We start from the raw sequence: 26598 nt of genomic DNA on the forward strand, positions 1-26598 counted from the left end.
CGTGCCATCGTTGTCATCGTCCTCATCGGCATTGTCCCCGGTGCCGTCCCCATCGGTGTCCGTATCCTCTTCCGGGTCTTTTGGAAACGCATCCTCCGTGTCCGGAGTGCCATCTCCGTCATCATCGCTGTCACAAACATCTCCTTCTCCGTCCATATCCGTGTCCAACTGATCGGTATTCGACACAAATACACAGTTGTCATCCATATCCTGTATTCCGTCTCCGTCGGCATCGTAGGCAGTGCAATCCTTGCCGCCGTCAACAATGTTCCATCCATAGATGTCAATTATGTTTTGACGATCGTCTTCACCAAGGCAGTAGGTTAAATTCCCGCCGAATTCCACATTATGCTTTAGGGTTAGGGTACTCCACTCAATTAGCAATTTGTCGTAGTTTTTCGTGGACATTGAAGTGTCACCAAAAATGAAGGACATATTCTCAACATTGCTTACATCCCACATACTAAGATCCTGATTAAAACCAAAAGCGTTTGAAAACATCCTTTTCATACTGGCAACCTGACTTACGTCCCAGGAGCCAAGGTCCTGATTAAAGGCAGTTGCACCCTCAAACATATACGACATGGTACTCACACTGGACACATCCCAACCGTTGAGATCCTGATTAAAGGTTTCCGCATCTCTAAACATAGCTGTCATCTCGGTTACCTTAGATACATCCCAATCACCAATGTCCTGGTTAAAATCGGAGGCATTATCAAACATTCCTTTCATATCTGTTACCTGCCCTACATTCCAGGAACCGATATTCTGATCGAAGGATCTGGCCTGGAAAAACATATTCCCCATATTCGTCACCTTAGAGACATTCCAGCCACTGATATCTTGATTGAAGGCGGATGCCGTAATAAACATGCCGAACATAGTATTCACCTGGCTAACATTCCAATCACCGATATCCTGGTTAAAGGCAAAAGCCCTTTGAAACATCCCAAACATACTGGTCACCTTAGCTACATCCCATGAACCAATATCCTGGTTAAATGCTCTAGCATTATTAAACATACCCGACATACTGGTAACGTTCCCCACGTTCCAACCACCAATATTCTGATTAAAGGCGCTTGCCCCATTAAACATAAGAGCCATGTCCGTTACCTTGGATACGTCCCAAGCTCCAATGTTCTGATTAAAGGAAGAAGCACTTGTAAACATGGTATTCATGTTGGTTACATTAGAAACATTCCACCCGCCGATATCTTGGTTAAAGGAAGTGGCCATATTGAACATGCCTCCCATATTGGTCACATTAGACACGTCCCAATTACTGATATCCTGGTTAAAAGATGATGCTCCCAAAAACATTCCAGTCATATTGGCCACTGCTGCCAGATTGGGCACATCAATGGCATTAATGACCACATTGGAACAATTGTAAAAACTATACGCCATGGAACCCCAGATTTGGCTTCCCCATTGTTCTACGGAGAGTAATTTCTTATTGTCGCCAACATCAGGAGCTCTAAAATGTGGAAAATCTCCGCTAATGCTCACGGTATAGGTACCTGGAGTGGCGTAGGTGTGGGTGGCGTTGCTGGTATATACCGTAGTATCGGTAGTACCATCTCCCCAGTCCACCGTATAGGCAAAGGTGCCGTCTCCGGCAGGAATTTCGATGCTGTTAGCATCGGTTTTCCCTGGGTTATCTGTTTTCCAAGTGGTAATAAAGGGTGGCGGGCAATCTTCACCTGCATCGGTGATGTTCCATCCAAAATCAACAATAATTTTTTGGCGGGCTACGGCTCCTTCGCAATAGGTACTGTTGCCGGCATTAAAAACCACCTCGTTTTGTAAGGGCAGGGTACTCCAACCCTTCAACAGTTTATCATAATTCTCCATTGATGGCCCGGCATCCAAAAACATACCCTCCATAGTGGTTACCTGGGACACATCCCAGCCACCCAGGTCCTGATCAAAAACCAAGGCCGAATTAAATATATTAGACATATCGGTCACATTGGATACATCCCAACCACCGATATCTTGGTTGAAGGCGGTCGCACCTTGGAACATATTAGACATATTGTTTACGTTAGAGACATCCCAACCGCCAATATTCTGGTTAAAGGAAGTTGCCGCGTAGAACATCCTAGACATATTGCTGGCATTGGAAACGTCCCAGCCACTGATATCTTGATTAAAGGAGGTCGCCCCCGAGAACAATTGATACATGTTTGTCACGTTGCTTACATCCCAACCGCCGATATCCTGGTCAAATGCTGATGCGCCATTGAACATACCCCGCATATCATTTACACTGGATACGTTCCAGCCCCCAATGTTTTGGTTAAAAGATGTTGCCTCAAGGAACATATAAAACATATTGGTTACATTGGATACGTCCCAAGAGCCAATGTCCTGGTTAAAAGAAGTTGCTCCATTAAACATCCATTCCATATCGATTACCTTGGATACATCCCAACCGCCAATATCCTGGTTAAAGGAAGTTGTCTTGTGGAACATTTTCCCCATATAGTTTACGTTTGATACATCCCAATCGCCAATATCCTGATTAAAGGCGGGAGTATCATAGAACATAAATTGCATATTGTACACTTTGGATACATCCCAGCTACTGATATCCTGATTAAAGGAGGTGGCGTAGTAGAACAACGCTCCCATGTCGACAACATTGGATACGTCCCAGCTACTAATGTCCTGGTTAAAGGAGGTTGCACCAGTAAACATACTGTTCATATTCCAAACTTGGGAAAGATCTGGTACATCAGCAGCATTGATGATCAGGTTGGTACACCAGTTAAAGCTCTTCTCCATTGATCCCCAGATCTGATTTCCCCATTGCTCTACCGAAAGCAGTTTTCTATTGTCCCCTTTTGTTTCATCGTAGAACTCAAAATACAGGTGCGGAAAATCTCCACTAATGCTTACGGTATAGGTGCCTGGGGTGGCATAGGTGTGGGTGGCGTTTCCGGTATATACCGTAGTATCGGTAGAGCCATCTCCCCAATCTACCCTATAGGCAAAGGTGTAGTCTTCTCCGGTAGGAATTTCGATGCTATTATCATCAGTCTTCCCTGGGTTATCGGTTTTCCAAGTGGTAACAAAAGGACATTCTTCCCCAGCATCGGTGATGGTCCATCCAAAATCATCGATAATTTTTTGGCGGGCGTCGGCCCCATTGCAATACGTGCTGTTGCCGGCACCAAAAGCAATGAAGCTTTGCAATGATAAGTTGCTCCATGCACTCAATAATTTGTCGTAATTCTGGGTGGATAAACTCGTGCCGTCAAGCATATTGGACATTTTTCCAACGTTAGATACGTTCCAGCTGCTGATATCCTGACTAAAAGAGCTTGCGCCGTAAAACATAAAGCTCATTTGTCGTACACTGCCTACGTTCCAGCCACTAATATCCTGATTGAAAGAGGTTGCCTCGTAAAACATGAAGCTCATATCCTGTACATTAAAAACAGACCAAAAACCAATGTTCTGATTAAAGCTACTCGCACCCCACAACATTTCACTCATGTCCCATACTCCACTGACGTCCCATCCGTTAAGATTTTGGTTAAAAGAGGTCGCATGACGAAACATCCTCTTCATAGACCTTACATATTCTATAGTCCAGGCACCAATATCCTGGTTGAAGGCCGTAGCCCCTTGGAACATTTCACTCATATCCCTTACCAGACTCACATTCCAGGTGCCGATATCCTGATTAAAGGATGATGCATCTTTAAACATGGCATGCATGTCGTCGACATTAAAAACGTCCCAGCCGCCTATATCCTGGTTGAAGGAATAGGCATTGGAAAACATACTATTCATGTTGCCTACATTTGAGACGTTCCAGCTGCTGATATCCTGGTTAAATGAACTGGCACCCAAGAACATACCAGACATATTGGTAACTTTTGAAAGATTCGGTGCATCGGTCGCATTGATCACCATATTGGAACAATTGTAAAAACTCTGCTCCATAGAGCCCCAGACCTGGTCTCCCCATTGTTCTACGGAGAGCAATTTTTTATTGTCATCTATTTCATTAAATCTCAGATGCGGAAAATCACCGTTGATGCTCACCGTATAGGTACCCGGCACTCCGTATCTATGAGTGGCGCGGCCAGTATACACCGTGCCGTCCACAGTGCCGTCCCCCCAGTCCACAGTATAGGCAAAGGTGCCGTCTCCGGTAGGAATTTCGATGCTATTATCGTCGGTCCTCCCGGGGTTGTTGGTCTTCCAAGTGGTGATAAAGGGTGGCGGGCAATCTTCTCCGGCATCGGTAATGGTCCATCCAAAATCATCAATAATTTTTTGACGAGACGCAGCCCCATCGCAATAGGTGCTGTTGCCGGCATCAAAGAGTACCCCGTTTTGCAAAGTCAGGATACTCCAGCCTTTTAACGTTTTATCATAATTATTCTTGGAAAGCCCAACTCCCACGAACATGTTACTCATATTGGTGACCTTGGACACGTCCCAGCTGCTAATGTCCTGGTTAAAAGAAGTTGCGTTCCCGAACATTGCATTCATCTTGGTAACAATGGATACGTCCCAACCGCCAATGTCCTGGTTAAAAGAAGTTGCTCCATTGAACATACCCTTCATATTGATGACATTGGATACGTTCCAACCGCCAATGTCCTGGTTAAAAGAAGTTGCTCCACTGAACATATTATTCATACTGATAACATTGGATACGTCCCAAGTGCCAATGTCTTGGTTAAAAGAAGTTGCTCCATTAAACATTAAGTACATATCGGTTACGCCGGAAAGGTCGGGTACATCGGTAGCGTTGATTACCAGGTTGGTACACCCGTAAAAACTCGACTCCATCGATTTCCATGGCTGAGATCCCCATTGTTCCACAGATAATAATTTATCATTATCTGAACCACTGCTTAAAAACTTCAAGTGCGGAAAATCCCCACTGATACTCACCGTATAGGTGCCTGGAATGGCATAGGTATGGGTAGCATGGCCTGCGTATACTGTAGTATCGGTGGAGCCATCGCCCCAATCTACCGTGTAGGCAAAGGTGCCGTCCCCAGTGGGAATGGTAATTTGATTGTCATTTGAAACCCCGGGATTATCGGTCTTCCAAGTGGTAATAAATTCTCCCTGGGCCATGGTAGTGCCATAACTGAGTACAAATAACACCAAGAGCATAAATTTGAGGGTTCTTTTCATAAAATTGGATTGATTAAATATTTGGTTTTGATTTTTTTTACGCCTAGCTCTTGACTATAAAACACCTTTTTCAACGGGCTCTGAAATATCCTTTTTGGCAAGAATACTACCAATACCTTTGTGAGGTATTTCATACAATTAAGAAACGCTAGTCTGCAAAAAAACACCGAAAGACAGCATATAGTACATTCAAAGCCCTTATAATGGTGTCCAGTTTAAATTTGGACACCACGTTTGTCATTTAAAAACCAAAAACCAAGGAAATAGCACAACCATAAGATATTGTTAATGCACTACTTGCACCCCCAAAATAGATCGGAACGAAAAATTTCGACCTTATTGGCAAAAAGTCCATTTTGAAGACAATTTTAAGCCGGATTCCTAAAAAATATCGGGCAGCATCGCACCAGATAGAAGATATTTGCGACTCAAAGCCCTTTCGCCCAATGTCAACAAAAAGTGTCTTTATAGTCTATTTAAAAAAAATGGGGGATGTTTCAATAGAGATCTAAGCCAGTAATTGTGAATCATAAAGTATTTCCTACTGTTTACCCTTTCCGAGTAGTACTGGGTATACTTTAAAAATATACATCAGCGGCAACAATATGAGACGATACACTAATTATCGTTCTTGGCTGTGTTCGTACTCACTAGGACTAAGTCCCGTAGCACCCTTAAAAGCCTTACTAAAGGAGCTTCTACTGGCAAAACCGCATTCCCAGGCCAATGCTTCCATAGTACTACTGTCCAAAAATCCGTCTCTAATAAGTTTGGCTGCGTGATCCATGCGCAATTTGTTCCTATAAGCGCTGAAACTAAGGCCATAATGTTGTTTGATAAAATAGGACAAATGATGCCCTGGCATTTCCATCTCCCTAGCACCATTGGTTACATTAAAGTCCTGTTGCAGATGCAACTCCTTCTGTATTAGCAAATCCAATTTACGTTTTATCCCTACTTCATCCAGGCCAAATTTTAGATCTGTGCTGGTATCGGTCTGTACAAGGTCTTCTTGCAAGGTCTTTTCCGGTTTGGGAAATCCACTTAGGATGGTCGGAAAGTAGATGGGAACAATCCCTACAGAAAACATTATCAAGTACAGTATTACAGGTACTATTGACCCCCCATCAAATATATTTATCCCCGCCATATTCTCTACGGCATAAAAAATAGCAAAAACGGCGAATAGCGATAAACCTAACCAAAAAATCAACAACCATTTATTCAAGATAACCTTTAAATTATCTGCATTCCCTTCTTTTATAAAGTCCAACATCTTGGGCATCACAAACAATAAGGCTGCCAACTGCCACACATGGCGTATTAACATGTGCTGATCTAGATCTAGCAACCAATAACTCACATGAAGCCTATTCTTGGGATCGGTCATGGCATTATGCAACATTTCTTCATATAACCCATCTGGCTGTAAATAAATGTATCCGGCATCAATTACACTTAAAATAAAGGGAAGAAACAGCAATAGATATCCATTTTTCCATTTAAATTCATCTTCTATAATAGTTATAAAATAAAAGTAGATGGTTACGGCAAACAGATTATACAGCATTAGCGGCCATAAAAAAAACCAACTACATAATGCCAAATGCCCACCATCTATAATATAGGCCTGCAGGGCATAAACCGAAAGCAAAAAATAAAAGCTCCCTAAGAAAAAAGTGGCTCTGGGTTGGGTGGACTTTTTTAGAAATAACAAGGTGGTCAATACAAAACCAAAAATGGAGGCAATCAATAAAATATTAAACAAGCTACAACCTTTTATAATTTAATACACAATGACTTAAGTTTATTTAATAAAGAATAGGAACTAGTACCCAATTGGGCTCCACTATCAATAGACTAACCCGTATCCACAATAGATTTTTCAGAACAAAAATTGGATTTCCATAGTTAAACCTCTTCTACATCACTCCCATTACCTAGTCCCTCAAATTTCTTCTGCCCTATCATGCATCTTTGGGCAATATTCAAAAAATTATACTTAAATCCGCTCTACGCCGAACAAAATAAATAAAAGAATAATAGTATTACAACTATGGCGAGCTAGTTTTTTAGTCCACAAAGCACACCATGGGCCAGTGGTCAACTTAAAGGTTTAGCCCTGAACAAAATAGCCAAAAAAAACTTTTTATTAACTGATGAAATTCTCTTCCAAGAAAAAAATCCGTAGATAATCTATAAACACTTATATGGGAAAGGTCTGGATTTGCAAGGAAAAAGGACAGTTCAACCCCACACCCCAATCTCTAGAAACTTCAACTTGTGACTACATTAAAATTCCCGCAATTTTTGTTCAATGCTCAAACAGGGGTTATATTTGCATAAAAATTTACGGTTGACAAAATCTTCAATGTTACAACTGTTCGCACAGTCTCCCCAACTGGGAAAACTGAAGGCAACTATTGCCAATTTCCAAGAAAATGCCGCTGCGACCTCCAAGCCTCAGACCAATATTAAAGGATTAACAGGTTCTGCTCTGTCCTTTGTTATTGCAGAAATATTTCATAAATCCGAAGCTCCATTTTTGTTTATTTTAAACGATAAGGAGGAAGCTGCTTACTATCTAAACGACCTGGAACAGCTCATTGGCGATAGTGATGTATTGTTTTATCCGGGTAGTTACAGAAGGCCTTACCAAATTGAGGAAACGGACAATGCCAATGTGCTTTTGCGGGCAGAAGTCCTGAACCGCATCAACTCCAGAAAAAAACCCGCCATCATCGTTACCTACGCCGATGCGCTTTTTGAAAAAGTGGTGACCCGAAAGGAACTGGAGAAGAATACCCTAAAAATTAAACTGGACGATACCCTTTCCCTAGACTTTCTAAATGAGGTACTGTTCGAATACAAATTTAAAAGGGTCGATTTTGTTACCGAACCCGGGGAATTCTCGGTTCGCGGTGGCATAATGGACGTGTTTTCCTTTTCCCACGATGAACCGTACAGGATTGAATTTTTTGGGGACGAGGTAGACAGCATCAGGACCTTTGACGTAGAAACCCAATTGTCTACACAAAAGGTTAAGAAGATTACCATCATCCCCAATGTGGAGAACAAGTTTCTGGACGAAAACCGGGAAAGCTTTCTTAAATATATATCTCCAAACACCCTGATTTTCAGTAAAAACCTGAGTTTGCTCTACGCTAGGTTGGATTCCTTTTTTGAAAAGGCCGAAGAGGCCTTTACCAAACTGTCCCAAGAAATAAAGCATGCCAAACCCCAGGAATTGTTTACCAATTCCCAGCTATTAAAACAGCACTTGGCCGATTTTAGCCTAGTAGAGATAGATGGCAGTTCTGTCAAATCACGCGATTCAAAGGCTGAGGACACCATTGTCTTCAACACAAAACCACAGCCTTCCTTTAACAAAAAATTTGATCTGTTGATCGAAGACCTGAATGCTAATTATAAAAACGGATTTACCAATTATCTCTTTTGTGCCACTGACCAACAGGCCAAACGGTTTCACGATATCTTTGATGAAGTAGGAAAGGAAGTCCACTATAAAACCATTGTTCTCCCCCTTTACCAAGGGTTTTTGGATAACGATTTAAAGATTGCCTGCTATACGGACCATCAGATCTTTGAACGCTACTTAAAATTCCATTTAAAAAATGGTTATGCCAAAAAACAGGCCATTACCCTAAAGGATCTGAACAAATTGGAAATCGGGGACTATGTTACCCATATAGACCACGGTATTGGAAAATTTGGAGGCCTCCAAAAAATAGATGTAGAAGGCAAGAAACAGGAAGCCATAAAATTGATGTATGGGGAAAGGGACATTCTCTACGTCAGCATACATTCCCTGCACAAAATTTCCAAATTCAACGGAAAGGACGGCGCTCCCCCTAAAATATACAAACTCGGTTCCGGGGCATGGAAAAAAATCAAGGATAAGGCAAAATCGCGTGTTAAAAAAATTGCCTTCGACCTTATCCAACTATATGCCAAGCGCAGATTGGAAAAAGGGTTTCAATATGGCCCTGACAGTTACTTACAGCACGAATTGGAGGCTTCGTTTATTTATGAGGATACTCCGGACCAAAGCAAGTCTACGGAAGACATCAAAAAGGACATGGAAAGTGAAAGACCTATGGACCGACTCGTTTGCGGGGATGTAGGTTTTGGAAAAACCGAGGTGGCCATCAGGGCTGCTTTTAAAGCTGTGGACAACGGCAAGCAGGTAGCCGTGTTGGTTCCTACCACCATTTTGGCTTTTCAACATCACCGGACCTTTTCTGAGCGTTTGAAAGATATGCCGGTTACCGTGGATTATGTAAATCGCTTTAGGACCGCCAAGGAGAAAAAGGAGACCTTGGAAAATTTGGCCGCTGGCAAGGTGGATATCATTATAGGCACCCATCAATTGGTGAACAAGAATGTAAAGTTTAAGGACCTTGGTTTGCTGGTTGTAGATGAAGAACAAAAATTTGGGGTATCGGTCAAGGACAAATTAAAATCCATAAAAGAAAATGTGGATGTGCTCACACTCTCCGCTACACCTATCCCAAGAACGCTTCAATTTAGTTTAATGGCAGCAAGGGACCTATCGGTCATCAATACGGCTCCGCCCAATAGATATCCTATAGAAAGTGAGGTAATCCGTTTCAGTGAAGAAACCATTCGCGATGCTATTACCTACGAAATCCAAAGGGGCGGACAGGTCTTCTTTATCCATAATAGAATTGAAAATATTAAAGAAGTTGCCGGAATGATCCAAAGACTGGTGCCGGATGCCAAAATTGGCATCGGCCACGGACAAATGGACGGCAAAAAATTGGAAACCCTTATGTTGGCCTTTATGAATGGCGAGTTCGATGTATTGATTTCTACCACCATTGTAGAAAGTGGTCTGGATGTTACCAACGCCAACACCATTTTCATTAACAATGCCAATAATTTTGGACTAAGCGATCTGCACCAGATGCGGGGTCGTGTAGGACGGAGCAACAAAAAGGCCTTCTGTTACTTTATTACCCCTCCCTATGATGTTATGACCAATGATGCCAGGAAAAGAATCCAGGCCTTGGAACAATTTACGGATCTGGGCAGCGGTTTCAATATCGCCATGAAGGATCTCGAAATTAGGGGCGCGGGAGATTTGTTAGGTGGAGAACAAAGTGGGTTTATCAACGAAATTGGTTTTGATGCCTATCAAAAAATATTGGCCGAGGCCATAGAAGAGCTTAAAGAAAATGAATTTAAGGAGCTGTACGAGGAAGTCGGTGGCAAACCAAAAGTCTTTGTTAAAGAGACCCAAATAGACTCCGATTTTGAGCTGCTGTTCCCTGATGATTACATCAACAATATTACTGAACGCTTAAATCTTTACACCGAACTGAACCAGGTTTCCGATGAGGAAGCATTACAAAAATTTGAGTCGGAATTGATGGACAGATTTGGGGAACTCCCTACCCAAGCAGACGATTTATTAAATTCGGTTCGCATTAAATGGATCGCCAATAGTATAGGCTTGGAGAAAATAGTGATGAAAAAAGGCAAAATGATCGGCTATTTCATAGCTGACCAGCAATCCGATTTTTACCAAAGTAGTTCCTTTACGGCAGTATTGCAATTTGTACAAGGCCACCCCAATATTGCGAAACTAAAAGAAAAACAGACCCGCAATGGTTTGCGCTTATTATTGGTTTTTGAGCATATCAACTCTGTAGACAAAGCCTATAAATCAATTCAACCCTTCAATGTACTTATCCCTAAAAATGGAATAACAGTCCCATAAAAAAGTCCTCAGATAGATGAATCCAAAAATTACATTCTTCATATTAGCCCTATTCTTTACCCTGCTTTCGGAAGCCCAACATTCCATTTCTGGAAACTTAACCCCGGCCGAAGATTACAAATGGTTAATTGCCTATAAACTAAACCCTGACCATCAAAATTATGTGGCAGACACAGCCGTTAAGAATGGTGCTTTCTCATTAAATATGCCTGCCAATGCCCTAACTGGTATGTATAGGCTGGTATATGCCGTACCCCAAGAGGAATTCTATTTTGATTTTATCTACAATGGCAAGGAAGATATTGTACTTTCCTTTGATTCCCAAAAAGGATTGTCTTTTACCTCCTCAAAGGAAAACCTACTGTATAGCAGTTACTTTAAAGAATTTCATTGGATGGAGGAACAAATTGCTCAATTCTATTCGGAACAAAAGAAGGACCGAGGCATGTTTTTGGACCTAACCAAAAAGTTGGACTTGCTCCAAAAATCTTATGAAACCCAATCTCAAGGATTGCTCAGCGGACATTTCATTTCGGCCAACAGACCCTATATCCCCTCAGGATATGAGGACGTTGAAACCTATGTAAAGTATAAAAAGCATCATTATTTTGATGCCTTGGACTTCAACGATCCCGTGCTACAGGGATCAGCTTTTTTAACGGACAAGGTAGTTAATTACGTATATACTGCCTTCCCCCAACAACTGCTTTCAGATAAAGAAAAAGAACTGGCAATAACGGAGAATGTGAAGGAAGTAGCCAGGGTATTGGAAAATGTAAGTGCCACCAACAAGGTGCAGTTATTCAACAGTCTATGGACACAGGCTTCCAATGATAATTTAAATAAGGTGGCCGATTTTATCTACAATAATTACCTGAAATCCTTGGCAACGGAAACCAATAAACCCGACATCCTAAAAAAGATAGAAATCCAAAATCGACTTCGGTTTGGATCCATAGCCCCAGAAATTACTTGGAATGAGGGCAATACCTCCAAAAAACTTAGCAATCTTAGCGGAGCAAAAAATTATGTAATCGTTTTTTGGAGCAGTACCTGTTCTCATTGTCTACAGCAACTTCCGGAACTCCATAAAGGTATAAAGGATACTGCAGGAGTTAAGGTATTGGCTATTGGCCTGGAAGACGATGATGTAACTTGGAAAATGGAATCGGCCAAACTACCTGTATTCATCCACGGTATAGCTTTAGGAAAATGGGAAAGTCCATATGCCGATATTTACGATATTCATCAAACCCCTACCTATTATATTTTGGATTCCGAAAAGCGCATAGTTGCCAGACCGAATAATTACCAAGAGGTTTTGAAATTTTTAAAAAAACACAATTAACACACTGCACTAGTAGTCATTGTACTTTCAAATTATAAAATGGAAATAATTTATAATTAAACAATTGGCCTATTTTTACATATTCAAATTATCCAATTGCTACATTGATTTATTGATCCATTGTTATATTACCAAATTACAAGGTCTTTAAGTCCTTAATCGTTTTAAAGGCCACATCTACCTGCTCATCATTTACAATTATGGTAAATTCATTGGTGGTAGATATCACTTCATATAGGACAATTCCTTCCCAGGCCAAACGCTGAAAAATAAAATAATAGATCCCGGGAACCGAAACATTCTCCGCCGGTAACTTTACGGTAATGGAAGAAAGATTTTCTGCCTTCTGAGTGCACTTTTCGTTCTTGAACAACTCTTCCACTGCCTCATCCAAAATATTGCTGACAACGATATTGAGTTCGTTGACCCCTCTTGACGAGGTATAGAAAACATCCTTATTCCTATTTACCTCATTTAACAAAACAGTCTGATTTTCCAAAATGGATTCCGACACTAAAAATGTAAAATCGGTCAAGGACGACCTTACCGTAATCTCCCCAATATTTTTTAAAACTTTAATAATTTTATGGGTTGCGCGGAACTCCAGATCATCGGAAAGACGTTTTAAGGCCATTACAATGGCACCGTTGCGAATATCCTTACCTAACTCACTTTCTATTTCCGGTTTCACTATCCTGGAAAGCGATGTTAAGTTTATAATACCTTGAGCTAAAGCACTTTGCAAAAATGGTTTCTTTTTAATGTAGTCTTCCACGACCGATGAAATAGTCTTCATTCCCTTAAAATTTTGGTAAAAATAACAAATTGTTACAAATAAAACAAATAATTAAAAGTGATAAAAGGCATTTTCCAAATGTTCTATATCAAATTTTGTCCCATTTCGATGTATGGTAATGATATCAAACCTGGCGTCCACATCAAGATCTTTACTAATAATGTAGTGATCAGCTGCCATGACCATTAGTTTAATTTTCTTTTCTGTAACCGTGTCAGCAATAGACTGCATATAGTCCGAGCTTCTCGATTTTACCTCTACAATTGCCAAAATATCTCCTTTTTTCGCAATAATATCGATCTCTGCCTTCAAATACCTATAATTTCTGTGTACTACCTTATAGCCATTATTTGTTAAATAATCGACTGCCAATTGTTCTCCCTTTTTTCCAAATTCGTTATGCTTTGCCATATCAATTCAATTGTATTTACCAAAAAACGTGCATTTTGTCGAAAAATCTAACTTACTGTCGTCCAAATTTCTACAAACCGCGTAATTTGTTATGCAGTATAACGAATAATTTGTTTTGGAGATAATTTCCAATAAAAATGTGCGTTATGCATTGACCCCTTACTAGTAACCTATCAAATGCGGAATAAATTATGGAATTTTTCATAAACTGTAATACTTCTAGTTTGGCCCCCTACACCACCCCGTTGGATGGACTAAGGGCTCAACATCTATATAGAAGATTGGGTTTTAGCGCCTCTGTTCAAACAATTAATCAAGTTACTGGCCAAACAGCCAATACCCTAGTTAATTCCCTTATTTCCGAAGCGCAAAATATGCCCCCCTTGACTGCTCCAATCTGGGCAGATTGGAACAATAGCAATTACCCTGAAGATGATGATCAACGTGGACAATTAATAAGGTCGCAACAAGAAGAGTTTAAGTTGGCCTATACCCAATCCCTACTTGACAATAACCTCAGAGATCGTCTCAGTTTTTTTTGGAGCAATCATTTTGTAACGGAACTGGACGTTTACAACTGTAATTCATTCCTTTACCACTACATCAACTGTCTACAGCGCAACGCCATTGGCAATTTTAAAACCTTTGTCAGCGAAATTGGCCTTACCAGTGCCATGCTATACTATTTGGATGGTGTTTACAACAATGGTAACAACCCGAATGAGAATTATGCCCGTGAACTTTATGAGCTTTTTACCTTAGGTGAAGGCAACGGATATACCGAGCAGGATATTATTGAAACGGCAAAGGCAATTTCCGGGTATGTTGAAAGGGGAGAGTTAGGATGTGAACAGGTTGTATTCGATGCTTCCAAATTCAATACCGAGAATAAAACAATCTTCGGAAGAACTGGAAACTGGGGGTATGATGATGTTATCGATATTCTTTTTGAAGAAAGAGCCAATGAAATAGGTTATTTCATATGTAAAAAATTGTATGAATTTTTTGTTCACCCGGATTCCACTGATGAAGCCAACAACGCAAAGACTATTATCGATGGCTTAACCGCAACTTTTATCAGTAACAATTTTGAAATGGCACCTGTTTTAAGTCAACTTTTTAAAAGTCAGCACTTTTTTGATGACGAAGCTATAGGTGTTATTATCAAGAGTCCGTTCGATTTATATCTACACACCATTAACGAAACAGGTTTTACCGCTAACGATAGTACCATTGGAAGTGCCATAAATTATAGCGGAATGCTGGGTCAGGATTTGTTCGATCCATTTGATGTTGCCGGATGGCAGCGAAACAGGGATTGGATCAATACCAATTTCATGATTGGACGTTGGCTAACCATGGAAGCCATCATTGATGGTTTTTATCAGGACAATCCTGAACAGTTCAGGACATTTGCCATGGATGCAGTTGGACCAAGTAACAGCAACACCAGTAATCCCGAGATTGTTGTAAGGGCCATTGTTGATAAGATTACTCCTAAAGGATTGTTCACCCAACAAGATTTTGACAATGCAATGTCGTCCTTTCTAATAGAAGATGTTCCAGAAGAATATTATAGCCCGGATTATTACCCAGGCGGAAATTCAACTTGGGTCCTGAGTATGTGGCCATCAGTACCTCTTCAGGTTCAGCTATTATTAAGACACCTTTCCAGACAACCCGAATATCAACTTAAATAAAACCGAGCATTATGTGCGATAATCACCATAAATCACCCCATAAAGGCAAGGACCATGATGGTCACGATTTGGAACACAAGACGTGGAGTAGACGTTCTTTTCTTCAGGCCTTAGGTATTACAGGTTCAGGATCCATGATGCTGGGCAGTAACTTTCTAACAGCATCCGCACCTTCTCCCCTAACTTCGGCCATAGCTATGGCGGAAACTGATAATATTTTGATATTAATTCGTTTGTCCGGTGGTAACGACGGCCTTAGTACCATTATCCCTATTGAACAATACGACATCTACGCCAATGCGCGTCCAAATATTTATCTACCCGAAAGTAAAATACTAAGACTTACGGATGAATTTGGAGTGCCTACCTATATGAAATCTTTGGAGCCCATGTGGGGCGAAGGCCAGTTTAAAGCGGTACATGGTGTAGGTTATGAAGGCCAAAGCCTATCCCACTTTACCGGTTCCGATATTTTTGCCAATACCGACCTAAGTACTACAGGTTTCAGCGGCAGGGACACTGGTTGGATGGGAAGACATTTCGAGTACCTATATCCTGATTATTTATCCGATTTTCCGGGTAGTAGACCTGAGGGTCCTGCCGCCATACAGGTTGGAAACTACGGCAGTTTGGTTTTTGAAGGAGAAGAAACCAATTACGCCTTTGTAACCAACAATATTGATCAGTTGGAACAAATTGCAGAAACAGGTTTACAATATCCCATAAATGATGAGTTGTTCGACAATTGCATGTATAGCGATCAGATCAAATTTCTGAGAGGTGTATCCAACGTAACCAATGAGTATGCAGGCACAATACACGATGCCTATATGCGCGGTTCAAACCAAATTGAGTATCAAGATAATGGTTTTGCCAGACAATTGGCATTATTGGCCAGATTGATAAAAGGTAATCTTGGCACCAAGGTGTATATGATTAGTATGGGAGGTTTTGACACCCACGGAAATCAACCTTTGGTACACGAACGCCTTATGACCCAACTGTCTATTGCCGTTGATAATTTTTATGATGACCTAGCCTTTACCCAGCAAGATGACAAAGTATTGAGCATGACTTTTTCCGAATTTGGAAGAAGGATATTCGAAAACGGCTCCAACGGAACCGATCACGGTAAAGCTGCTCCAACCTTATTTTTCGGTTCTGGATTAAACGGAAGTGCCTTTGTGGGTGACCATCCTTCTTTGGACGAGCCCAATGGCAGAGGTAATTTGGAATACACCATGGACTTTAGGAACCTGTATGCAACTGTATTGGCAGAATGGTTATGTGTAGATATTCCCCTTGTGGAACAACACATCATGGACGGATATACCTATACACCCGTCAACCTTGGCTTTAACTGTAGTGGAGTAGATTTCCCCGAAATTGTTTACAGTGATGGCCAGCCCACTCCTCCAACACCGACAGATCCTACTGGGGAAAATCCAAATCCTGAATTGCTGGATGCCATCGTTCACAAACCTTTTTACCCAACAGATTCAACACCCCATATATACCTAGAAATGCCATTTAGCGGTCATGTGGACATCCAATTGTTCAACATCATGGGCCAGCATTTGGGAACGGTATATAATGAAATAATGTTGGAAGGGTCTATTGAAATAAATGTTAGGGAGAGACTGTCTACCTATTTAGCGTCAGGAAAATATATCTATAGAATACAAGTTCAGGATAAAAAATTAAGTAAATCGATAATGGTAGCTTAAATTCACCCCCTACTTACTATGCGAGAAGGCCTTCGTAAATTCTGAATTCTTTTCAGGGTAACGAAGGCTTATTTTTTGAAGGAATACCCTCGCTACAAGTAAAAATCTTTATTTTTGCAGCCTAATCCAAAAATAATGTCGCAAAACCTTCAGAAGCCAGCTAGATATACCATAACCGCAGCACTTCCATATACCAACGGACCTATACATATTGGGCATTTGGCGGGAGTATATGTGCCTGCGGATATCTATGCAAGATACTTGAGATTAAATGGAAATGATGTGGCCTTCGTTTGCGGAAGTGACGAACATGGGGTTGCCATTTCCATGAAAGCCAAAAAAGAAGGTGTAAGTCCCCAAAACATTATAGATAAATACCACGGTATAATCAAGCAGTCCTTCCAGGATTTTGGAATTACCTTTAATAATTATTCCAGGACCTCCGCGGAAGTCCACCATAAAACGGCCTCGGATTTCTTTATAAAACTATACGAACAAGGAGATTTTATTGAGGAAATTACAGAACAATTGTACGACGAAGAGGCAAAACAGTTTTTGGCGGACCGTTTTGTAATTGGTACTTGCCCTAGATGTGGCCATGAAGAGGCTTATGGGGATCAGTGCGAAAATTGTGGTTCCACCTTAAATGCCACTGACCTAATTAATCCAAAATCGACCATTTCCGGGGCGGTACCCTCCCTAAAAGAAACCAAGCACTGGTTTTTACCTTTAGATCGGTATGAAGATTTCCTAAAGACCTGGATATTGGAAGGCCATAAAAATGACTGGAAACCCAATGTATACGGTCAATGTAAATCTTGGATCGATGACGGATTAAAGCCAAGGGCGGTGACCCGTGATCTTGACTGGGGAATCCCGGTGCCAGTAGAAGGTGGGGAAGGCAAGGTATTGTATGTTTGGTTTGATGCTCCAATAGGCTATATTTCGTCTACCAAAGAATGGGCAGCCAGGGAAGGTAAGGACTGGGAACCCTATTGGAAGTCCAAGGACACTAAAATGGTACATTTTATCGGCAAGGACAATATAGTATTCCACTGTATTATATTCCCTAGTATGCTAAAGGCACATGGCGATTTTATTTTGCCAGAAAACGTGCCCGCCAACGAATTTTTAAACCTGGAAGGCAACAAACTCTCCACTTCCAAGAATTGGGCGGTATGGCTGCATGAGTATTTGGAAGAATTTCCCAATATGCAGGATGTACTTAGATATACCTTGACCGCCAATGCCCCCGAAACCAAGGACAACGACTTTACCTGGAAGGACTTTCAGGCTAGGAACAACAATGAATTGGTGGCTATTTACGGGAACTTCATCAACCGGGTAGTAGTGCTTACCAACAAGTATTACAATGGAATTGTGCCCACTCCAGGCACTTATAGCCAAGTAGATAAGGAGACCCTGGACGAGCTTAAAAAATATCCCGAGATCATTGCCAGTTCCATAGAAAGATACCGTTTCCGCGAAGCGGGACAGGAGGTAATGAATTTGGCGCGACTTGGCAATAAATATTTGGCCGATGAGGAACCCTGGAAAGTAATTAAACAGGATGAGGAAAGGGTAAAGACGATCATGTTTGTTGCCCTTCAAATAGCATCTGCTTTAGCGGTATTAAGTGAACCCTTCCTGCCTTTTACCGCCGCCAAGCTTAAAAAAATCCTCAATATCTCCCAAAGCTCAACTGAGGATTCCCTTGAATGGAAAGACATATCGGAAAAAGAAGTATTGCTCCCAGCAGAACATCAGATCAATGAAGCCCAATTATTGTTCAGCAAAGTGGAGGACGAAACCATACAGGCCCAATTGGACAAATTGGAAGCTACCAAAAAAGAAAATGAAAACATGAACAAAGAAGTAGACCCACAAAAAGACACCATTACTTTTGATGATTTTACCAAACTGGACATGCGTGTAGGTACCATTATCGAAGCCGAAAAAATGCCGAAGGCAAAAAAACTTTTGGTCTTAAAAGTGGATACTGGACTGGATATAAGAACCATAGTATCCGGAATTGCTGAAAGTTTTTCGCCAGAGAACATCATTGGAAAAAAGGTAACCGTACTAGTGAATTTGGCTCCTAGGGCCTTACGTGGCGTGGAAAGTGAAGGCATGATTCTTATGACGGAAAATGCAAATGGCAAACTGGTATTTGTGAATCCGGATGAAGACGGAGTAGACAATGGGGAAACTATAAATTAGGTCTCGCCTCCGCTATTACCTGACCAACTTAGAGTACCCCTTGGTCTCCCAAAACCAGACACTATTCACATGTAAACCTGGGACAACAAAACTACACAAACCATGTTGCCTTTGTATTGAAATAGTTATATTGAATATTGATGACCGGTCAACCGCACCCAAGACCTCCCTTAAAACAAATTACCCCATGAATCTTATATCCTACATTGTAAAAAACACCCAACTCCCAATAAAAGGAATAGAAAATACGGTTGCCCTGTTAAATGAGGATTGTACTGTACCCTTTATTTCCCGTTACCGTAAGGAACGGACCGGAAATTTGGACGAGGTACAAATTGGCTACATTGTACAGTACAAATCACAATTTGAAGCTTTGGAAAAGCGCAAATTGGCCATCCTTAAATCCATAGAGGAGCAAGAGGAACTAAGCCCTGAGTTGTCCAAAAAAATAAATGATGCTGAGGACCTCACCACCTTGGAGGACCTCTATCTACCCTTCAAGAAAAAACGAAAAACCAAGGCAGAAACTGCTAAAAAAAATGGCTTGGAGCCATTGGCCAAAATTATTCTGGCCCAACGCACCGATGAAATCGATTTTGAGGCATCCAAATATATCAATGATGCCGTTCCCAATGAAGATGAAGCCTTGGAGGGCGCCCGTCATATAATTTCGGAATGGATCAATGAACGCAGTGATGTTCGAAATCAGATCAGGACCCAATTGGAAAAATTCGCCCTTATTTCAACCAAAGTTGTTGCAACCAAAAAGGACGATGAAAAAGCCCAAAAATTTAGGGACTATTTTGAATGGAGCGAACCGCTTAATCGGTGTCCATCACATCGACTACTGGCCATCCTGCGAGCCGAAAATGAAGGTTTTATTCGTGTCAAAATTGAAATTGACGATGAGAAGGCCATCTCCAATATGGAGTATAGGATCATTAAAAGTAACAATAGCACAGCTCCCCATCTTCAAATGGCCATACAGGATGCCTATAAGAGGTTACTATTCCCCTCCCTTTCCAATGAAATTCTAAAATCTGCCAAGGAAAAAGCGGATGAGTCTGCCATTCAGGTATTTTCAAAAAACCTGAAACAACTCTTATTGGGGTCACCTTTGGGCGAAAAAAGGATTTTGGCCATAGATCCCGGCTTTAGAACGGGTTGTAAAGTTGTTTGCCTAAGCGCTCAGGGCGATTTGGAGCACAACGAGACCATTTACCCCCATGCACCGCAAAACGACAGTACAGGGGCTATAAAGAAAATTAGTTCCTTGGCGGATGCCTATAAGATTGAGGCGATAGCCATAGGTAATGGTACTGCCTCTAGGGAAACGGAGCAATTAATAAAGCGGATTCAATTCAAGAATAATATTGAGGTGTTTGTGGTCAGTGAGGCCGGGGCCTCTATTTATTCGGCTTCCAAAATTGCCAGGGAAGAATTTCCCAATTACGATGTTACCGTTAGGGGTGCCGTATCAATCGGGAGACGCTTGGCAGATCCCTTGGCAGAATTGGTTAAAATAGATGCCAAATCTATCGGGGTAGGACAATATCAGCATGATGTAGACCAGAATCTATTAAAAAACTCCTTGGACACGGTGGTGGAAAGTTGTGTAAATACCGTAGGCGTAAACATCAATACGGCCAGCGTACCCTTACTCAGCTATGTTTCCGGAATTGGCCCTAAACTGGCTGAAAATATTGTTGCCTATAGGAACGAAAATGGTGCCTTTACCAGCAGGAGCGAAATAAAAAAAGTACCACGTTTGGGAGAAAAGGCCTTTGAACAGGGAGCGGCATTTTTACGCATCAAGCAGGCAAAAAATCCTTTGGATGATTCCGCAGTACACCCTGAGAGCTATTCCTTGGTGCAAAAAATGGTGAAAGACCAGGGAGTTCCCCTTTCCGAAATAATAGGAAACAAGGAAGTTCTAAAAAAAATCGATCTAAAAAAATACTGTACCGAAAATGTGGGATTGCCAACGCTACAGGATATTGTAAAGGAATTGGAGAAACCCGGTCTGGACGTTAGGGAAAAGGCAAAGGTATTTACCTTTAATCAGAACATCAGGACCATTTCCGATCTAAGAGAAGGGCAATTACTGCCAGGAATAGTGAACAATATTACCAATTTTGGATGCTTTGTAGATGTAGGTATTAAGGAAAGTGGACTGATCCATATCTCCAACCTGTCCGATAGTTTTGTAAAAGATGTGAACGAACATGTTAGCCTGCACCAACAAATTATTGTTAAGGTGCTAGAAGTGGACATTCCCAGAAAACGGATCCAATTGGCTTTGCACAAATAACTCCAAATCTTAAGTTAAGAGCTGGCAAAAAGAGTCTTTTATTTGTAACTTTAGGTAAAATTTAAAACTTATGTTGTCCGAAAAACTAGAAAAAGCGTTGAACGAACAGGTCCGCATAGAGGCGGAATCTTCACAGGTATATTTATCCATGGCCTCTTGGGCCGAAGGCAAAGGATTGGAAGGTATTGCACAATTTATGTACAACCAATCCGATGAGGAGCGTTTACATATGCTCAAGTTGGTAAAATACATCAATGAAAGGGGCGGGCACGCTTATGTATCTGCACTAAACGCACCAAAAACCGACTTTGGCAGTTTTCAGAAAATGTTCCACGAGTTATTGGAACATGAAATTTTTGTATCGGACAGTATCAACGAATTGGTACATGTAACCCTTCAGGAAAAGGATTATGCAACCCATAATTTTCTTCAATGGTATGTAGCCGAACAAATCGAGGAAGAAGCCTTGGCCCGTAATATTTTGGACAAGATAAACCTCATAGGCAATGACAAAGGGGGTCTGTATTTGTTTGATCGTGACATACAGCAAATTACCGCGAACAGCGCTGCCATCACGCCTCAATAATGGGCTTAAATAATGTGCATGCACCCTTTAAGGGACCAGCACAGCTAAAGAGTTATTGAACCTGAATCCCCGCCATAAGGCGGGGTTCATTCTTTTATGCGCTTACCATACTGCGACAGCTTTAAAAATGCTAACCCTCGAATAATTTAACATTTAATCTTATTTAGATTTAATTAAAATAAATACTTTTGCCCAGTTATTATTCTAATTTCCAGTGGGCAAAAAAAAGAAACAGGACAAAAAGGTTGAAAAAAAGCTAAAAAAAGCTTTAAAAAAGGAGCAAAAAGCGGCTTTAAAAGAAATGGTTCCGCACGGCTGTAAAACCAAATGCTGTGATAAGTACAAAAAGTCGGAATCCAAAAGATGCAATCGTTGTCCTTGTTTTGATCTAATGAAGAAAGTGGCTTAAACTTTAATTCATGTTTCTTAGCCAAAATTCCGCATTTAATTTTCTTCTGATAGGTGCGACACGGTCTTACAAATGTAGAATAGCGAACTATCCACTAATCCAAAATCTTCCTTTTTGAAGAGTTGTCCATCAAAATTAGAGCAACTTGTGTGATTTAGCTCATGTCAATTCTATCTAAGGGTATTCGTGAACCTAACTTGCTCCTTTTAGGTCGAAATGACTTTAGCAGTCACTTCGACATGAGCCGTTTTTGGGGCGATTGAGAAGTCGCACAAATAACTTTTAAAATTCCAGTTCCCTAAGCTTTTAGCCAGAAACAGAAAGTTACATCCTTATAAATTTGATTAATTATTGGGAAGCTTATGGAATCTGTCCCTTTAGGTACCGATGACGACATAGGCTAAAACCAAAATAGACAAGCAATGACCTTAGCAAGGGCTCCTTACCATGGACCCCGCCCTAACCCTCCCCCAAGGGGAGGGAATTTGTTAGAATATGGCAAATATAAATTTGAGCTGGAATTTCCCCCGCTCCTTTGGAGGGGGCTAGGGGGAGGACTTTTTGTCACTTCGACGGAGTCCTTTTTCAGGACGACGAGAAGTCGCACAAATAACTTTTAAAATTCCAGTTCCCTAAGCTTTTAGTCAGAAACAGAAAGTTACATCCTTATAAATTTGATTAATCATTGGGCAGCTTATGGAATTTATCTTTTAAGGTACCGATGACGACATAGGCTAAAACCAAAATAGACAAGCAATGACCTTAGCAAGGGCTCCTTACCTTGGACCCCTCCCTAACCCTCCCCCAAGGGGAGGGAATTTGTTAGAATATGGCAAATATAAATTTGAGCTGGAATTTTCCCCCCTCCTTTGGAGGGGGCTAGGGGGAGGACTTTTTGTCACTTCGACAGAGTCTCTTTTCGGGATCTCACAAACCAAAGCTAGACATTGTATACTAATTGCTTTCCCAGGGCTTGGGTCTACAATCCCTTCCGTCTCCCCCGCTAATATCGGTGGATCCACCTTCCCTTAACCAAGGGAAGGAACCAATTATTGAACTTATAGTTTCACTGCCACATCCAGAAAAATAAAAAAATGCTCCTTCCCCTAAAGAGGGGAAGGTGGGTTCGACAAAGGAGAAGCCGGAAGGGGTGAGAAGCGCAAACCTTTGCTTTGAAGGAGGAAATTGCTACGTCATTATAGTTCCTCCCAATGAAGATTAATAAACGCGAATCCTAAAAGCAAAAGAAGTAACCCAATAGACCCCAAAAAAGACCCAACAGATTACTTCTTGCTTCATGCCTATATCCGGTATAGACTTCCTAATATAATTGACCAGCCTATTTCCCCAACATCAGGAGTTCGTTACAGCGAATTTCGGTGATGTACCTTTTTTCGCCTTCCTTGGTTTCATAAGACCGTGTGGTCAATTTTCCTTCTACGGCAACTTCCTTGCCCTTGTTGAGATAGTTTTCCACAATTTCAGCGGTCTTTCCCCAGGCCACAACATTGTGCCATTGGGTATCCGTAACCTTTTCGCCTTTGGCATTTTTGTAGGTCTCATTGGTAGCAATGGCGAATTTTGCCAATTTGCCACCCCCGTCTAGATTAATAATTTCTGGATCGTTACCCAAGTTCCCAATCAACTGTACTCTGTTTCTAAGTGCGTTCATAATACATAATTTTTAAATCCCGAATCCACTCCGGGAAAGGTTAAACAGTTAATGATTTTTGATGGGACAAACTTAGCTACCCAGGCAAATGTTATTCGGTTGAAAAGTATTTAATTTCGTTTGTTATCGTTTGTAGTCGTTTGTACATGATTATATATGCCCATATTACGGCACCTATATACATTATGGGACAAGGAAATAAAGTGTAGTTTCGCACTTGGAACGTGCATTTTTAAAATTCAAGATAAGTACTTCATGGTTACACCGCCACTAGTTCAGCGATACAGAGCATGGGCATCTTGCCGATTATCAAAGTACATACTTGTAAGTATATGAACATTAGCCTCCTGGTCGTTTTGGACCGGACGGGCTACTCTTTCTTCTTTTGCTTTGGCTTGGGTACTGATACTTTCAGCACATCGTCCAAAGTACCCTTGATAACTACTTTTTCTTCGTAGTTGCTAGAGCGTTCTTTTTTGGATTTTGATTTTTCTTTTGGCATATTACAAATTTAGTTAAACTAAGTGTTAAAGTGAGTAACTAATGCAACAAATAGGCTATGATAAGCGTATATATAGTATATATAAGTATTATAATTTTTAGATATATGTAAATATTTTTACATTTGACGGTTTTTTGTATTAAAAAAAATTATATTTGGTATTTACCTCCCCCGTCAAATTGGTTATAATTATAATAACTAAACCCAATTAGAAAGAATTAATTAATCATTTTATGGAACAAGTCAGAAAATTAGACACAAAGGAGCATGATTCTTTTAAAAGTGCTCATATGTTAAGTGAGTTTTCTCAAATTCTTCAGAATATTGGCACCGATTTAGAGAACAGCGTATCTTTATTTGACTCTGTTGGCGAAAAAAATGAATTATTCAAAAAATTTGAGGAATCCATAAACTCTCCTGTTGAATCATTAATAGATATGCACAAAATATCTAAGGACGGAATTAATAATTTTGTTTTTAATAAATTCGTGGGCATTTTTAAAGGACTTAAAGATAAATTTAATTTTATCCACGTTGGAAACACAACGTCTTCTGATATTATATTCTTTATATCTACTAAAGAAGAAGAAATAAAAAATATATTAACGAAAAACGAATATGAGTATGCCACTGGAGATTTATCTGAGTTTATAAATATTAGTTTTTGTTTTGTTGAACAGGATATGGAAAAAGATTTGTTCAATACTCAAAAATTAAATTTGAACAATGCCTAGAAAGTACGAGAACAAATCTATCCACAACAGGGATTTTTTAGACTCCGTGGTAAATGACTACCCCAACGAATACTTTGACTGGAAAGTAACTATACAGTTTTACGCTGCATTACATAGATGTTATTGCGTTATAATGATAAATGGTATAGATATAGTTCAAAAACATATGGCTAATATAACAAACCTGAAATCTATAAATTCAGATTTAGGCGTCCGATTATTTAAACTATACAAAAACTCTCGACAAGCAAGATATGATGGTTTCTTGACCGAAGAAGCTATGCTTAGAATAAATAAATTGAATTTTGAGGAAGGTAATAGGTTACTTCAAACCCTCGAAAATGAATGTTTGAAGTATTATCCAGTGATTCAATCACGTTAGCTAGTGTTATTTAACCAATTTCTTATAACTCAACACACTTTCACTACCCTCTAAGAATTGCTCAAAACGCTCATTAGAAGTCAAACTACGATTGTTCCATCTTGCAGCATATTCATCCAAGTAACGGCTAATATGCTTGTCACTTACTTGATGGTACACCCCATAAATACCACGTTTTAAGATACTCCAAAAATTCTCTATGGTATTGGTGTGAACCTGACCTTCTACATATATATTCAAAGAGTGTTTAACATTGTCGTGCCTATATGTCTTTTTCAACTGCGTGTATGCTGCTGCTTCATCCGAATAGATAGTTGAGTCTTGCGGTACATGAGTTTTAACGAACTCTACCATATTTTGGGTAGTTTCGCCCGACACATACTTTAAAGCCACCTTACTGTTGCGCTCAATAATTCCAATAATGGTCTTTTTGGCCTTATATGGCTTACCTTCATTGGTCAACGATTTATCCTCTTGCGAACGTCTTTTATTAAGGTGCTTATTGCTTTCCTTACCTCCTATATAAGTAGCATCGGTTTCTGCCATTTTATCGTCCCCTAACATTTGAGGGGCTTTATCCTTCAACATTTCTCTAATACGGTGCTACAAACCATGCCGTTTTTTGGGTAATTCCTAGATCAATTCCTAATTGCACGGAACTAATTCCTTTTTTGTGTTCGGTACACAACCAGATTGCAGCAAACCAAATACGAAAGGGAATTTTGGAGTTTTCAAATATAGTCCCTACCCTAACAGTAAACTTCTTATAACAATAGTAACCGTTGCACAACCCCGTAATTATTAAAACAACGACCTCGATAACTGCTTTTTAAGGTGGTTTTGTTTTTTAAGCACCCGAAC

Annotated in this window: 15 protein-coding genes; 8 read left to right on the top strand and 7 right to left on the bottom strand. The window is 40.5% G+C overall.

Annotation, left to right across the window (positions count from 1 at the left end; all coding sequences use genetic code 11):
• Together MWU84_RS21815 and MWU84_RS21820 are read right to left on the bottom strand one after the other, a co-directional pair.
• A partial coding sequence (locus MWU84_RS21815; RefSeq protein WP_246905767.1) for a BspA family leucine-rich repeat surface protein occupies window positions 1–5175 on the bottom strand: 5175 nt, incomplete at its 3' end.
• A gap of 622 nt (window positions 5176–5797) precedes the next feature.
• Entirely contained in the window at window positions 5798–6943 is a 1146-nt protein-coding gene (locus tag MWU84_RS21820; RefSeq protein WP_246905770.1) for a helix-turn-helix domain-containing protein, read from the bottom strand.
• Window positions 6944–7531: 588 nt separating this feature from the next.
• Here MWU84_RS21820 and mfd point away from each other — a divergent pair.
• Together mfd and MWU84_RS21830 are read left to right on the top strand one after the other, a co-directional pair.
• Window positions 7532–10939: a transcription-repair coupling factor gene (mfd, locus tag MWU84_RS21825; RefSeq protein ID WP_246905772.1), complete on the top strand. Its 3408-nt coding sequence runs from the start codon at window positions 7532–7534 to the stop codon at window positions 10937–10939.
• Between the two features lie 16 nt (window positions 10940–10955).
• Window positions 10956–12287 carry a thioredoxin-like domain-containing protein gene (locus MWU84_RS21830; protein WP_246905774.1) on the top strand — a complete coding sequence of 444 codons (1332 nt, stop codon included), beginning with the start codon at window positions 10956–10958 and terminating at the stop codon, window positions 12285–12287.
• Window positions 12288–12423: 136 nt separating this feature from the next.
• On the opposite strand, the gene MWU84_RS21835 is transcribed toward MWU84_RS21830, so the two are convergent.
• Both MWU84_RS21835 and MWU84_RS21840 read right to left on the bottom strand, forming a co-directional pair.
• Window positions 12424–13083: an aspartate kinase gene (locus MWU84_RS21835; protein WP_031442049.1), complete on the bottom strand. Its 660-nt coding sequence runs from the start codon at window positions 13081–13083 to the stop codon at window positions 12424–12426.
• Between the two features lie 51 nt (window positions 13084–13134).
• Window positions 13135–13494: a YraN family protein gene (locus tag MWU84_RS21840; RefSeq protein WP_246905775.1), complete on the bottom strand. Its 360-nt coding sequence runs from the start codon at window positions 13492–13494 to the stop codon at window positions 13135–13137.
• 191 nt (window positions 13495–13685) lie between these two features.
• On the opposite strand from MWU84_RS21840, the gene MWU84_RS21845 reads away from it, so the two are divergent.
• The 5 genes from MWU84_RS21845 to MWU84_RS21865 all read left to right on the top strand — a co-directional run bounded on the left by MWU84_RS21845 (window position 13686) and on the right by MWU84_RS21865 (window position 22038).
• Window positions 13686–15194, top strand: a complete 1509-nt coding sequence (locus tag MWU84_RS21845) for a DUF1800 domain-containing protein (protein WP_246905777.1) — start codon at window positions 13686–13688, stop codon at window positions 15192–15194.
• 11 nt (window positions 15195–15205) lie between these two features.
• On the top strand, window positions 15206–16921 hold the full coding sequence (locus MWU84_RS21850) for a DUF1501 domain-containing protein (RefSeq protein WP_246905779.1): 1716 nt from the start codon (window positions 15206–15208) through the stop codon (window positions 16919–16921).
• A 135-nt stretch (window positions 16922–17056) separates the two neighbouring features.
• Complete coding sequence (metG, locus tag MWU84_RS21855; protein ID WP_246905782.1) at window positions 17057–19141, top strand: methionine--tRNA ligase; 2085 nt, start codon at window positions 17057–17059, stop codon at window positions 19139–19141.
• A 187-nt stretch (window positions 19142–19328) separates the two neighbouring features.
• On the top strand, window positions 19329–21452 hold the full coding sequence (locus MWU84_RS21860) for a Tex family protein (RefSeq protein WP_246905786.1): 2124 nt from the start codon (window positions 19329–19331) through the stop codon (window positions 21450–21452).
• A gap of 70 nt (window positions 21453–21522) precedes the next feature.
• A complete protein-coding gene (locus MWU84_RS21865) occupies window positions 21523–22038 on the top strand; it encodes a ferritin (RefSeq protein ID WP_093978076.1) in 516 nt (171 codons plus the stop codon).
• Between the two features lie 1748 nt (window positions 22039–23786).
• Here MWU84_RS21865 and ssb read toward each other — a convergent pair.
• Window positions 23787–24119, bottom strand: coding sequence for a single-stranded DNA-binding protein (gene ssb, locus MWU84_RS21875; protein WP_031442041.1), 333 nt, complete (start codon window positions 24117–24119; stop codon window positions 23787–23789).
• A 370-nt stretch (window positions 24120–24489) separates the two neighbouring features.
• Complete coding sequence (locus tag MWU84_RS24355; protein WP_281502606.1) at window positions 24490–24621, bottom strand: hypothetical protein; 132 nt, start codon at window positions 24619–24621, stop codon at window positions 24490–24492.
• Window positions 24622–24854: 233 nt separating this feature from the next.
• On the opposite strand from MWU84_RS24355, the gene MWU84_RS21880 reads away from it, so the two are divergent.
• Window positions 24855–25355, top strand: a complete 501-nt coding sequence (locus MWU84_RS21880; RefSeq protein WP_246905789.1) for a hypothetical protein — start codon at window positions 24855–24857, stop codon at window positions 25353–25355.
• A 388-nt stretch (window positions 25356–25743) separates the two neighbouring features.
• On the opposite strand, the gene MWU84_RS21885 is transcribed toward MWU84_RS21880, so the two are convergent.
• The gene (locus MWU84_RS21885; protein ID WP_348647888.1) at window positions 25744–26334 is read right to left on the bottom strand and encodes an IS1595 family transposase; all 591 of its coding nucleotides are present in this window, start codon (window positions 26332–26334) and stop codon (window positions 25744–25746) included.
• Between the last annotated feature and the right edge of the window lie 264 nt (window positions 26335–26598).

It is taken from the genome of Arenibacter sp. F20364 (genome assembly GCF_023015905.1).
In the GTDB taxonomy this organism is placed as follows: Bacteria; Bacteroidota; Bacteroidia; order Flavobacteriales; family Flavobacteriaceae; genus Arenibacter.